This window comes from uncultured Anaerococcus sp., assembly GCF_963510915.1.
Classification (GTDB): domain Bacteria; phylum Bacillota; class Clostridia; order Tissierellales; family Peptoniphilaceae; genus Anaerococcus.
This window is the reverse complement of sequence record NZ_CAUPHG010000006.1, coordinates 1-13176: the sequence shown is the minus strand read 5'-3', so window position 1 is coordinate 13176 and position 13176 is coordinate 1. Positions and strand designations below refer to the sequence as shown.

The 13176-nt window shown below is 35.1% G+C and carries 12 protein-coding genes; 3 read left to right on the top strand and 9 right to left on the bottom strand.

The features are described 5' to 3' along the window. Nucleotides 1-94 precede the first annotated feature (94 nt). Genes RQ893_RS01225 through ilvA form a run of 4 tightly spaced genes read right to left on the bottom strand, consistent with a single transcriptional unit; the run spans nucleotide 95 to nucleotide 5202 of the window. On the bottom strand, nucleotides 95-1387 hold the full coding sequence (locus tag RQ893_RS01225; RefSeq protein WP_311481241.1) for an NAD(P)-binding domain-containing protein: 1293 nt from the start codon (nucleotides 1385-1387) through the stop codon (nucleotides 95-97). 10 nt (nucleotides 1388-1397) lie between these two features. Next, nucleotides 1398-2594 carry an aminoacetone oxidase family FAD-binding enzyme gene (locus tag RQ893_RS01220; protein ID WP_311481240.1) on the bottom strand — a complete coding sequence of 399 codons (1197 nt, stop codon included), beginning with the start codon at nucleotides 2592-2594 and terminating at the stop codon, nucleotides 1398-1400. After that, the gene (locus RQ893_RS01215) at nucleotides 2591-4018 is read right to left on the bottom strand and encodes a UDP-N-acetylmuramoyl-L-alanyl-D-glutamate--2,6-diaminopimelate ligase (RefSeq protein ID WP_311481239.1); all 1428 of its coding nucleotides are present in this window, start codon (nucleotides 4016-4018) and stop codon (nucleotides 2591-2593) included. Before RQ893_RS01215 ends, RQ893_RS01220 begins: the two co-directional genes overlap by 4 nt. Continuing rightward, the gene (gene ilvA, locus RQ893_RS01210; protein WP_311481238.1) at nucleotides 4018-5202 is read right to left on the bottom strand and encodes a threonine ammonia-lyase; all 1185 of its coding nucleotides are present in this window, start codon (nucleotides 5200-5202) and stop codon (nucleotides 4018-4020) included. Before ilvA ends, RQ893_RS01215 begins: the two co-directional genes overlap by 1 nt. Nucleotides 5203-5343: 141 nt before the next feature. On the opposite strand from ilvA, the gene RQ893_RS01205 reads away from it, so the two are divergent. Then, nucleotides 5344-6186, top strand: a complete 843-nt coding sequence (locus RQ893_RS01205) for a hypothetical protein (RefSeq protein WP_311481237.1) — start codon at nucleotides 5344-5346, stop codon at nucleotides 6184-6186. A 72-nt stretch (nucleotides 6187-6258) separates the two neighbouring features. Beyond that, the gene (locus RQ893_RS01200; RefSeq protein ID WP_311481236.1) at nucleotides 6259-8265 is read left to right on the top strand and encodes a DUF2971 domain-containing protein; all 2007 of its coding nucleotides are present in this window, start codon (nucleotides 6259-6261) and stop codon (nucleotides 8263-8265) included. Nucleotides 8266-8451: 186 nt separating this feature from the next. Here RQ893_RS01200 and RQ893_RS01195 read toward each other — a convergent pair whose 3' ends face one another. From RQ893_RS01195 to metG, 5 genes are all read right to left on the bottom strand, one after another. Beyond that, complete coding sequence (locus RQ893_RS01195; protein WP_311481235.1) at nucleotides 8452-8679, bottom strand: glutaredoxin family protein; 228 nt, start codon at nucleotides 8677-8679, stop codon at nucleotides 8452-8454. An 85-nt stretch (nucleotides 8680-8764) separates the two neighbouring features. Then, a complete protein-coding gene (rsmA, locus tag RQ893_RS01190; protein ID WP_311481234.1) occupies nucleotides 8765-9607 on the bottom strand; it encodes a 16S rRNA (adenine(1518)-N(6)/adenine(1519)-N(6))-dimethyltransferase RsmA in 843 nt (280 codons plus the stop codon). Then, complete coding sequence (gene rnmV, locus RQ893_RS01185) at nucleotides 9604-10134, bottom strand: ribonuclease M5 (RefSeq protein ID WP_311481233.1); 531 nt, start codon at nucleotides 10132-10134, stop codon at nucleotides 9604-9606. Before rnmV ends, rsmA begins: the two co-directional genes overlap by 4 nt. Then, nucleotides 10131-10886: a TatD family hydrolase gene (locus tag RQ893_RS01180; protein ID WP_311481232.1), complete on the bottom strand. Its 756-nt coding sequence runs from the start codon at nucleotides 10884-10886 to the stop codon at nucleotides 10131-10133. Before RQ893_RS01180 ends, rnmV begins: the two co-directional genes overlap by 4 nt. Beyond that, a complete protein-coding gene (gene metG / locus RQ893_RS01175) occupies nucleotides 10886-12832 on the bottom strand; it encodes a methionine--tRNA ligase (RefSeq protein ID WP_311481231.1) in 1947 nt (648 codons plus the stop codon). The genes RQ893_RS01180 and metG overlap by 1 nt, the downstream gene beginning before the upstream one ends. Before the next feature lie 221 nt (nucleotides 12833-13053). On the opposite strand from metG, the gene RQ893_RS09100 reads away from it, so the two are divergent. Then, nucleotides 13054-13176 (top strand): pyridoxamine 5'-phosphate oxidase family protein (locus RQ893_RS09100; protein ID WP_399523295.1); only part of this gene is annotated, 123 nt, incomplete at its 3' end.

Here is a 13176-nt window from a genome sequence, read left to right as displayed (position 1 = left end):
AAATATTATATAATCTATAAAAATAATGTAAAAATTTCGTTAAAAAACCACAGGTTCTTGACCTGTGGTTTTTTTAATTTGATTTGATTTTATTTTATAGTTTCATAGAATTTTGTCTTCTTCTAAGTCTGGTAATTGTAGCTTTTTCGTCGATTTTTACCATGGACATATCAATTATAGTATCTTTAGGAATATCAACGATTGCTTCGGTTTTTGGTGTAATTAGGCCTATTGGTAGGAGATCTTCTTCTATAGATCTTGTGTGGCTAGTTAGTTTGCCAAATACCTTATTTGATCCGATTCCGTCAAGTTTTTCGCCTTTTTTGATATCTCTTTTTGCAATAGCTACAGTATCTGCCACCTGACCGTGGATTGGCGCTATGGTTGGCTCGTTTTCAACAACTGCATTAAAGATTGTAATTGGCGCTTCAAGACTTGTTAGGTGGTATGGCCTGTAGAGTAAATAATTTGGCCCATCTCCAAAACCTAAAAACTTCATCAAATCTCTTACGTCTTCTTGGTCGCTTGTTACAATTATGAAAACACCTGGTGCCATACCTGGAGAAAAATCCACAACTCCATAAGAATTTAATAATCCACCGTCTTTTTTTAGCTTAAAGTCTTCTACAACCTTGTCAGGGCTTGTGCTAATGCCGTGGCAACCTAAGGTATCTGGCAAAAATCCAATAGCATTGCATACAGAATTTAGCTCAATCATGGTATTTGTACCATCAACAAAGCTTGTAAGCATTCTTGGCGATAATTTTTTAGAATTAGCTTCTTCTTCTAATTCTTCATTTGTTGCGTAGTTATTTAGCGGATTGTTTTTACCCTTGGCTGCCACTAGGACTTCAAGACCCATGCCGTAGGCATTGTCAACAAGTTCCATAATAGCTCCTGGTTCATCTCCTAAAATACCTGTGTAAACAACGCCAGCTTTTTTAGCCATATCGTGAAGGATAGGTCCAACTGTTGCTTCGCACTCAACATTGAAGCTTATCATGTGTTTGTGATATTGGATGGTTTTTCTAGCAATTACTGCCCCAAAAGGAGGGTTGCCAGTACAATCCACAACTGCATTTATTTGTAATAATTTGTAGGAAAGTCTGTAGTTAGTAGATACAGCCACATATCCTTTTTCAAGAACTTCGTAGCCTTCATTATAATCATCAGTGTAGATTATCTTATCTTCGGCAATACCAGCTTGGGTTAAAGCTTTGATAGCCTTTCTTGGATTCCTATCTACAACTAATTTGACTTCCATAGCGTCAAGTTTGGATAATTGGCTAATTAGAGAACCTCCCATCTTGCCACAACCAATGATTGCAAGCTTGATGCTCTCGCCATTATCTCTCATTTCTCTTAACTTTCTATTTATTTTTAACATTAATTTCCTCTCAATTTTTTCCTAATAGCCCCATCGCACACGCCTTGGCTGACGAATAGGCCCACTGGATGTTATAACCTCCACAAGACCCGTCCACATCTAGGACTTCGCCTATGAAGTAAAGATTTGGGATGATTTTAGATTCAAAAGTCTTAGTATCTACAAAGTTTGTGTCAATTCCTCCGATAGTTACCTGGGCATTTTCCTCATCATTTATAGCAGTAATTTTAAATCTTAAATCCTTAATAGTCCTGATAAGTCTTGTAATTTCATCATCAGTTATACCACCAATCTTAATCTTACCCTTTAATTTTACCCTATTTAGGATATCTATGATAAGTTTTTCATTCAAAAAACCCATTAAAATTTCTTCGATAGTCTTTTTTGGATTTTTTTTACCTAAATTTTTTATGATTTCGAAAAGCTTCCTTTCACCATAATCAACCAAAAGGTCAAGGGATACCCAAATATCTTTGCAATCTGCAAGGGCATAGGAAATCTCGTTTGAAAGGTCAAGGATAGCTGTGCCTGTAAGACCATAGGCTTGGAAAATCACATCGTCTGTTGATTTTTTAATAAATTTTCCATCTACAAAAAGACTGGCCTTGGCAGATACCCTCACACCCTTGACTTTTTTTGACAGAGGATTAGCTGTTTTATAATTTGTAATCCCATAGGTAAGCCTTGTGACCTTATGGTAGGGTCTTAGGATATCGAAAATTTTTCCATCCGAACCAGAACCCGGAAGGGTGATTCCACCACTTGCAATGACAAGCTTATCAAAGTAAATCTTGGCCTTATCTGTAATTACTAAACGGTTTTTAAAGTCAATATCTTTTACTTCGCTTTCAAAAATAAATTTCCCCTGGGCATTTAGGTACAAAATATCCCTAATTGTCCTTGCACTCAAGGTTTGTGGATAGCACCTGCCTGATGGTAGGGAAGTTGTCAAAATTCCAAGTCCATTTAAAAAATTTATCAAATCGTAATTGTCGTATTTTTCTAAGGCTTTTTTGTAAAAGTCTTTGCTAGAAGAATGAAAATTCTCAAAGGATAAATTTAAATTTGTAAAATTACACCTGCCGTTGCCCGTAGCTAGAAGTTTCCTACCTGCCACTTCATTTTTTTCGACAACAATCAGATTTCCATCATAGAGGTTGGCAAAAAATAAACCTGCAACTCCCCCGCCTATTAATACGGTTTTCATATTTTCCCTAAAATCTCTCTGATAGTCGCTTTTTCGTTCCAAGGAGTTTTTTCATTACCATGGAGTTTTATGAAATTTTCCTCACCCTTGCCCATAAAAAGTACATAGTCTCCTGGTTTTGCCATTCTGAGGGCCGCTTCGATGGCCTCTTTCCTGTCTTTTATAAGGGTATAGGCCCCATAATTTTCCGCCATACCAGAAACTATATCTTTTGAAATTTTTTCGTAAGTGTCAAATTTTGGGTCATCTGTAGTTACTATGGCGTAAATTCCATAATCTGAAACAGTCTTTCCTATTAGCATTCTAAATTCTTCATTCCTATCGCCCTGGATACCAAAAACAGCGATTTTTTTCTTATCAGCAGGTAGGCTTTTAAAAATTTCCTCAAAGGCCCTTGGAGTATGGGCGAAATCTACAATTATATTTAAGTTCTTGTCATTTTCTATATATTCAAACCTAGAGCCTACTCCTGGAAAATCAGTTATAACCTCACTTAATTTTGATAGACTTGCCCCCAGAACCTTTAAGGTAGAGATAGCCGCCAAGTAATTATTTAATTCAAAATCAGCAATTGTCCTTATGAAAAAGTCCACTCCGTCAACCTTAAAAGAAATTCCCTTATCGGTTTTCCTCACGTCGGTTGCCCTGATGTTTGCTTTTGCGTCCTTGCCAAAGCTTAGGGTCTTTGGGTAAAGTTCTATAGCCTTTTTACCCCAAGGATCATTGATATTTGCAATTGTAACTTCAGAATTTTCAAAAAGAATCATCTTGGCCTTAAAATATTCTTCCATAGTCTTGTGGTAATCGAGGTGTTCGGTTGAGAGGTTGTTAAAAATCCCTACCTTGAAACGAACTCCAGCAAGCCTTTTTTGGACTAGGCCGTGGCTTGATGCCTCGAGTGTTACATATTTTATTCCCTTTTCAAGAGACTTTTCTAAAACCCTGTTAATTTCTGTTATGTCCGGTGTTGTATTTGATGTTTCAATTATTTCTCCGCCCACATTTGCCCCATCAGTACCTATATTTGCACAAGGGCCAAAAACTTTTTCAATCAAATAGGCAATTAATTTGGATGTGGTGGTTTTCCCATTTGTGCCAGTAACCCCAATTACATTTAATTTTTCTGATGGAAAGCCTGTAATTTGATTTGAAATTTCTGCCAAAGTCTCCCTAGGGTCGGCGACCTTTAAATAGGTAATTTCTTTTTTATATTCCACTTCCTCTGTATGGACAATTGCCTTGGCACCATTTTTAATGGCATCATCAATATACTTATGACCATCAAAAATAGAACCCTTAACAGCTACAAAAACAAAATCCTTTTCTACTTTTTTAGAATTGTTTGTTACTGCCTTAATTTCAAAATCTGCTCCGTGCCTTATGTCTAAATATTTAATTTTCTTAACTAAATCGCTTAGTTTCATCAATGTATGATATATCCCTTCTTACCTATTACTTCTCTAATTTTTTTGACGTGGTCCTTACCATTGGTTTCAAGAGTTAGTTCTACATTTATATTTTTAAACCTACTTGCTTCCTTGAATCCATCATGTTCTATGGAAATTACGTTAGCCTTGGTTTGAGCAATTTCTGTCAAAAGGCCTTGGAGCTTGCCTGGTATATTTGGTAACTCTACTTCAATTCTTGCGATTCGTCCTGTTTCATATAAACCCTTATTAATCAACTGGGAGATAAAGGACATATCAATATTTCCACCAGAAACTAGGCAAACTACGTTTTTATTAAAGAAATTTAACTTATCAAGAGCAGCTAGTGGAAGGATTCCTGATGGTTCTGCAATCAATTTGTGTTTTTCAATTAATTTAATAAAGGCCATTAAGATTTCTTCGTCAGTCACTGTTATCCAATCATCAACATTATCTTTACAGATTTCATAATTGGTCTTACCAACAGTTGCTACAGCTGTACCATCAGCTATAGTATCAACCCCTTCGAGAGTTACAATGTGACCTTGCTTAACAGCTTCTTTCATGCTTCTTGCAGAATATGGCTCAACACCTATTACCTTAATTAAGGGTGATATTTGTTTTAAGCACTTTGCCACACCCGAAATTAGACCGCCGCCGCCAACTGGGACTAAAACATAGTCGACATATTTAAGTTCTTCTACAATTTCAAGACCAATTGTGCCTTGACCTTCTATAACATCTAGGTCATCAAAAGGAGGAATAAAGGTATAGCCTTTTTCTTCGGCAAGTTTTAGGGCGTGTTCTTTGCATTCATCAAAGCTTTCCCCATGCAAAACGACTTCTGCCCCATATTTTAAGGTCCCATCTACCTTAATCATTGGAGTATGCTCTGGCATACAAATTACAGCTTTCATCCCTAGTTTTTGGGCAGAAAAAGCCACTCCTTGGGCGTGGTTGCCAGCAGATGCTGTGATAATCCCCTTATTGGCGGCTTCTTTGTCAAGTTTTGATAATTTGTTGTAGGCTCCCCTAAGCTTAAAAGATCCGGTTTTTTGAAGATTTTCTGGCTTTATGTAAACATTGTTATTTGATGAATCAGAAAACACTTCCGAATAAATTAAATGGGTTGGATTTATTACCTCGTCAACTCTTCCTTTCGCCTGTTTAAAATCAAACATATGTCCCCCTGCTTTATAAGTACAAATTTTAAGTAGTATTCTAATAGACCTACTTACCTATTATAATTATAACACGTATTTGTAAATTTTTTAATAAAAGTGTAAAATGTTGTGAAGATTTTAGATATTAGAGGAAAACAAATGAAGAATTTTTTAAGTAAAAAAATCTATCGATTAACTTTACTAATAGGCATCCTAGTCCTAGCAATTTCTTTTGCCTTTAGATATTCCTATATAAATTTTTTAGGTTTTGATAGACCTCTTAAATTCGCTTGTATGCTTTGTGTCGTGCTTGGCACAATTGGAGCCATAGCCGCTCTTATAGATGGGGTAAATAAAAACTTTAGGGAAGGAGTCCTCCTCATAGCCATCCTAAACCTAATAATGGCCTTTGCTTATCCAATTTTACTTACCACAGAAAAAGCCCTAGAGCCAAACAAAAATCCCTATATAACTACTGCACCAAATAAGGGTTATTCTACTAAATTCAAAAGGGATTCATCCTTTATTATTGAAGGTGACCTATATAAATTTCCTATAAGCTTGTCAGATTTTACTAAAAATGGTTTTACTTATTCTTTAAAAGAAAAAAATAACCGTCTTGTTGCAACTATTTCAAGAATTGGAGAATCATTCGAACCAAAGCCAACCTGGTTTACAGACGGAGTCAACAATGAAGTATATAGGGAATTTTATCTACTAGAAGCCTATTATGACCTAGATACTGACAAAAAAAATATAGAAACCGAAAAGATAAAGGAGCTTAGTGCCTCAGTTATAAACACAAATAGAGACTTTGAGATTATGGGGATAAAACTCGAAGATTCAGTTTATGATATAAAAAATAACTTTGGAGAATATCTCACAGAAGATCCCAAAAACGAATCTTCTACAATCAAAACCTACTACCTCAAAACCAATGATGGCTACACTGTAAGGCTAAATGCCCTAAATGGCAACATCCAATCAATTGATTTATACTAGACCCGCTGTTAAGCGGGCTTTTTTATCAAAAAAAATTTTTATTAGTATAGTAATAACTAGAATGGAGCGCTTATGGAAAATATAGAAAAAATTCTAGTTGACCTCTTAAAGGACAACCCAGCTTATATAAAAGAAGATAAAATAAATAAGGAAATGATTTTTGCCAAGCTTTATTCCTATGATGAAGCTTTGCTGAGAAAAATTCTAGGAAATACAGCCTTGAAAGCAAGATTTTTTAAAACTCTTGATGGTCTTTTTATTTTTAAAATCAATGAATTTGTAGACTTTGTTGGTGAATGTAACCTATTAATTAAAGAAGAAAACCTAAAGGAAGGCATCTCCTATAGTTTTTATGAAGATGATGCTAACTTGAAAAATATAAATCCAACCTATAAAGACTCACTCCTTTTTAAGATGAGCGAAGATATAGACTACAAATTCAAAAATAAATTTCATGTTTCATATATACATGCTAGTAATTTTTCAAAAAATATTAGGATTGGTGATATAAAATTATACAAAGAAGAGGAAAGTTTTAAGGATACTAAGGAAATAACCAACCTTAAATACAAGGCCCTTGACTTATTAAAAGAGGATTTTGAAGCTTCATCTAGCCTACTTACTATAGATAAGGACAAAATTTCTAAATTAAGTTCCTATATCACAATTTTTTCAAATCCTCACTACTACCTAAATATGATAGAAGTTTTTGGTATTGAAAAAACTAAGCAAGTCCTAACTAGCCTTAATGATTTGATTTTAAAAAAGAGCGATTATTTTGAAAACAAAAACATGGGCTATCACACTATTATCAAAGACTCTCTCCTAAGAGAATTTGATGGTTTCAGCCTCTCTTTGCTAAAGATGGCCAATGTTCTAAATGATTTTGGGAAAACTGATGAAATCTTTAAAATTTTTTCATCTATCAATAAAAAATCAAAATCGGATTCAGATTTGAATATCATCTACGAATTTATAAACAAGTCGCTCGAGGAATTGGGAACTCTTGATTTTAACCCAAATTATAAAAGTAAAGATTTCTATAAGGAATATTTATCCTGTCTTGAATATGAATTTAGGGATAGCCTAAATATTTTTGAAAAATTAAATGATTTTTACAAAATCCTACCCAAAAAGAAAGATAATTTAAGGGCCTACGAAGAAGCCATTTCCTATGATATAGATAGGATAGTAGACCTCCTAACAGTCAAGCCTTCAGATTATGAAAACCTAAAAAATGCCGAAAATAAACTTTCCATAGGCCACTACACTTCCCTTGATAGTTTGGGGTATTTGATAGATGCTGACATGGAAGATGTTGATCAAATCTACCGAAACAAGTTAAGACTAACAAATGCCAGAATGCTAAACGACCCTATGGAAGGTAAGGCGCTTTTCGAATACCTAAATGGGAGCAACGAGGACTATATAAGCCTAAATAACTATGGTAACAACAAAATCTACCTCTTATCCGCATCAACTATGGCAGATAGCCTACCAATGTGGAAGCAGTATGCCGATGATACCAAGGGTGTCTTCTTGGAATTTTCTAAGGAATTTATAAAATCAATTATAAATGACAAAAAAATCAAGCTAGTAAAGGTCTTTTACATTGGAGAAAAAGCTTTTTCTTACAATCAAAAATCCGATGAAATCAACGGTTTATTAAAAAAACTAAAAGTCGACTATGAGGCATATATAGAAAAAATTGTAGATATCAATAAAAAAGATTCAACTGATAAGAGCCAACTCCTTAGGACTTTTAACAATGAAATCTTTTTAAAACTTGATAAGATTTCCTATTATTTCAAAAAAGATGCCTATGCCTACGAAGGCGAATACAGGATTGTAGTCGACCTTGATGAAGATGAATCCCGTGGACATTTTAAGGAAATAAAATTCCACAACCCAAACTTTCCTCTCCCATTTTTAGGCACCTACCTAATAGACTACGAGTTAAAATACCAAAGACTTATCTTTGGTCCAAAGGCAATCGACAAGGACTATCTAGTTCCTTATATCAAATATTGCCTAGGTAAAGACATAGAAACTGTAAATTCCAACATCAAATACAGATAAAAATGCAAAAAAATACCTGCGAACTAAGGCAGGTATTTTCTTTGGAAATTTTCATATCCGTTTATCTAAGGTTTGAAACAATCAAGTCTCTTTGAATGTTTTCATAAGATTCCTCGTCAAATCCTTACGGATTTTCTGTCGGAATGACTTTTTATATTCTCTCAACGTTGACTAAAAAGTCATTTTTTATTTAAGTTTTTCTTCTATAACTTTTTTATCAAAGCCAACAATGTCTTCGCCGTCAATATTGATTACTGGCACACCCCTGTAACCCTTTTCTATTAGGTAGTTTACAGCTTCCTTGTCTTGATCGATATTTCTTTCCTTATAGTCAATATTGTTTTCCTTAAAATATTGCTTAGCTGCCTTGCAAAATACGCAAGTATTTGATGTGTAAATTGTAATATCGTGCATTTATATCCCTCTTTCTATTATTCTACAAATTATTTATACCCATTTTTTGAAAATAATATATAATTATCTCAAGGATTTATCTTTCCTAATAATTTTCTAATTCATTAGCAATTTTTATATAATCATCTAGGGAAAGATTTTCTGCCCTCAAGTTTTCCTTTAAACCTAAAGAATCAAAAACTTTTTTAAGATCATCCTTTTCCGCCACTGCCGATAGGGAATTTAAGATGGTTTTACGTCTTTTTAGGAAACCTGCCTTTACTAAGGCGAAGAGCTTTTCCTTGTCTACTTTTTCATCATAAATCCTCAAATCAAGCCTTAGGACAGATGAATCTATCTTTGGTTGAGGCATAAAAACTGACTTTGGTACCTTGGTTAAAAGCCTGGCATCAGAATAATATTTTACAAAGACAGATAGGGACGAGTAGTCCTTGTCTTTTTCTGTGGCCAGCATCCTATCTGCCACTTCCTTTTGGACCATGATAGTCATAGAGTGGCAGTCAAGGTCTTCTTCAAAGATTTTTTCTATAATGGGTGTTGTGATATAATAAGGAAGGTTTGATACAAAATCAAAGGCTTCGCCACCAAAATACTTATCTTGGATTTCTTTTAAATCAGTTTTTAAAATGTCTTGGTGGATGATTGTTACATTTTCAAAGTCGGACATATTTTCTTCAAGTATTGGAATAAGGCTATCGTCAATTTCAATTAGGACTAATTTTTTGCAAATTTTAGCCATCTCGTAGGAGATTGTTCCAATACCAGGACCTACTTCAATTACGTTTTTGCCAGCAATATCAGCTCCATCTACGATTTTATCAACAAAATTTTTGTCAATCAAAAAGTTTTGGCCCAAAGATTTGGAAAACCTAAAGCCGTAGAAGTCGATTATGTCCTTTACTACCTTTGGTGAATATAATTTTCTCATAAGCTAGATACCGCCCTTTCAAATTCTTCACGGCTTACCCCAAAGGAATTAAGCTTAGCCAAAAGCCCCTTGGAATTATAATAGCCTATCCCCAACATTTCACCAAGTTTAGCCCTTTTCTCTCGAGACCCATCGCCAATAGATAGGCCATTTTTCACAAGATCTGCCATGGTAAACTCTTCCCTGCGAATGGTTTCTTCAGCCTTTGCTCTTTTTAGGGCAGCTATAATTACTTCTGGATCTGCATTTTCCACACCCAAATCGCCCTTTTTGATAGCTTTTTTCCTGTCTATGTAGGCGTGCTTGGCAGTCGGAATGTGTCTGGCAAGCCTTGCCCTAATTCTTTTGCCTGCATAATCAGGGTCAGTTAGGATGATTATTCCGCACCTGTCGTTTATTTCTATGAGGCGATTTATAAGGTCATATCCGAAGGCAAGGCCATTTGTAGCAATCATTTCGCAGTCTACTGCCCTTTTCACGTTAGCTATATCATCTTTTCCTTCAACTACAATTATCTCTTTTATCATAGGTTAAAAAACTCCCTGGCGTTTTTGCTTGTCCACTTAGCGACTTTTGACAATTTCATCCCCCTAATTTCCGCAATCTTTCTAGCCACTTCTATAATTTTTCGAGGATCATTTCTCATTCCCCTATAAGGCTCTGGTGTAAGATAGGGACTATCTGTTTCAAGCATGAGTCTTTCGATCGGAACAAGGGCTGCGGCAGCCTTTTCATTTAGACCAGTATTGTAGGTCACAACCCCACCGATAGAAATATAAAATCCCCAATCCATAAAGGTTTTAAGGGTCTCTTCATCTGTTGAAAAGCAATGGATTTGAACCTTTAAGTCCTTATAATTTGCCAAAATCTCCATAATATCTTCTGTCGCTTCCCTGTTGTGGATTACAACTGGTTTTCCAAGTTTCCTTGCCATTTCTAGTTGGGCTATAAAAACTTTTTTCTGTAGGTCCTTGGTTTCTGTTGTCCAATAATAATCAAGACCAATTTCCCCGATTGCAACAGCATCTTTGGCGAGTTTTTCAATCTCAGTAAGGTCGTTTTCTCCCATTTCCTCCACATCTGAAGGATGGATTCCTACTTGGGCATAAAAATTTTTAAATTCCTTTGCAAGCCTTACATTTTCCCTAGAATTTTCTAGATTGACCCCCGGATTAATTACAGCTTCTATAGAGAAATTAGACAGGTCTCTTAGGATAAAGAGCCTGTCTTCGTTAAATTCTTCGCTTGTTAAATGGGCGTGTGAATCAATTAAATTCATTAAGAAACCTTGCTTCCTGGCTTGATATCAGCGAGTGTTGAAAGCATGGTCAAATCTTCACCAAAATCAGCTGCTAAAAGCATTCCTTGAGATTCGATTCCTCTCATCTTTCTTGGAGCTAGGTTTTTAACCACGATTACATTTTTGCCGATTAAATCTTCTGCCTTGTACCATTTTTTGATGCCTGATACTATTGTCCTTACTTCAGATCCTATATCAACCTTGAAAACTAGGAGCTTATCAGCATTTGGATGGTCATTTGCTTCGATGATTTTTCCTACAACTAGGTCTAGTTTGGTAAAATCTTCGTAGGTTATTTCTGGTTTTGCTTCTTCTACTGCTGGTTCTTCTTTTTTCTCAGCTAGTCTTTCGTGGATAAGAGCGTTGTTTTTATCGTGAAGTTTTACTAATTCTTCTTCTACATCTAGCCTATCAAAGAGGTTTTTGCCCTTAGAAACTTTTGCACCTTCTTCTAGAAGACCAAATTCCTTTGCAGATTCAAAGCCCTTGTTGTCTGTGCCTAGTTTTTCTAGGATTAATTTTGTAGTATCCTTCATGGTTGGCTCTATTAGTTGAGCTACAATCCTCAAGGTCTCTGCAAGATTATATAAAACCCTATTTAGTCTTGGAAGATTTTCCTCATCACGACCTAGGATCCATGGCTCAGTTTCATCTACATATTTATTGGCACGACGGATTAATTTCCAAATTGTTTCAAGAGCTTCATTGAATTTGAAAGAATCCATCAATTCTGTAAATCTTACATAGGTTTCCTTGGCAAGGGCGATTAATTCATCGTCAAATTCGCCTTCTTCTGTACCCTTTTCAATCACTCCACCATTGTATTTTGAAATCATAGAAGTTGTTCTTGAAACAAGGTTACCAAGGTCATTTACAAGATCAGAGTTGTACCTATCCATAAATTTCTTTGAAGAAAAGTCTCCGTCAGATCCAAAGTTAAATTCCCTAAGCATGAAATATTTAAGTGCATCGTTGCCGTAAAGTTCTACAAGTGGCTCTGGATACATGATATTACCCTTTGACTTGCTCATCTTGTCGTTTTCAAACAAAATCCAACCATGGGCAAAAACTTTTTCTGGAAGTGGAAGGTCAAGGGCCATCAAAAGTGCTGGCCAAATTATAGTGTGAAATCTTACTATGTCCTTACCAATTAAATGAACGGATGCTGGCCAATATCTGTTGAATTTTTCCTTATCATCCCCATAGCCAATGGCTGAAAGGTAGCAAGAAAGAGCATCAATCCACACATAAACCACGTGCTTGTTATCAAATGGCACGTCAACTCCCCAGTCAAAGGAAGTTCTGGTTACAGAAAGGTCCTCTAGTCCCTTGTTTATAAAGTTATTAAGCATTTCCTTTTGCCTAAAAGCAGGCTCTAAAAATTCTGGATGGTCTTTAAATAATTCTTTTAATTTGTCTGCATATTTGGATAATCTAAAGAAATAAGTTTCCTCTTCTTGGTAGTTTACATCCCTGCCACAATCAGGGCATTTGCCATCTTCCAACTGGCTTTCAGTCCAAAAAGTTTCACAAGGTGTGCAGTAATATCCCTTGTATTCTCCCTTATAAATATCGCCTTGTTCATAAAGTTTGTTGAAAATATCAACTACGTCTTGTTCATGTTGTTTACCTGTTGATCTTATAAAAGTATCGTAGTTTATATCAAGCTTTTCCCATAATTTTATGGTTTCAGCTGCGATTTTATCTACAAATTCTTGTGGCTCCTTGCCATGGGCATGGGCAGATTCCATAATCTTTTGGCCGTGCTCATCAGTACCTGTTACAAGGTAGGCATCGTAACCTAAAAGAGTCTTATACCTTTTTAGAACGTCTGCAATTATAGAAGTATAGGTATTTCCTATATGTAAATTGGAGTTTGGATAATATATTGGTGTTGTAATATAATAAGGTTTTCTATCTGTCATAATAATCCTTTCATAATTCTAATGAATATACTTATTTTATCATACTTCAACCCAACCTATAAATCATTAGAAATTTATGGTTTTAGCGTCCTATTTTTACTTGCTTTTTATCAAAAAAATTTTTAAAACATAAAAATCATTCGATAATGATAATCACTATTGATTATTTTTAAAAAATGTGCTATAATCAAGAAGTAAAAATAATATAATGAGGTGAAAATATGAAATTAACCCAAGAAATAAAAGACTTAATTGGTGAACAGCTTGCTTATATGGCAACTGTCGATGAGGATGGTAATCCAAATATAGGACCAAAGAGAACTATGAGAGTTCTTGATGATGAA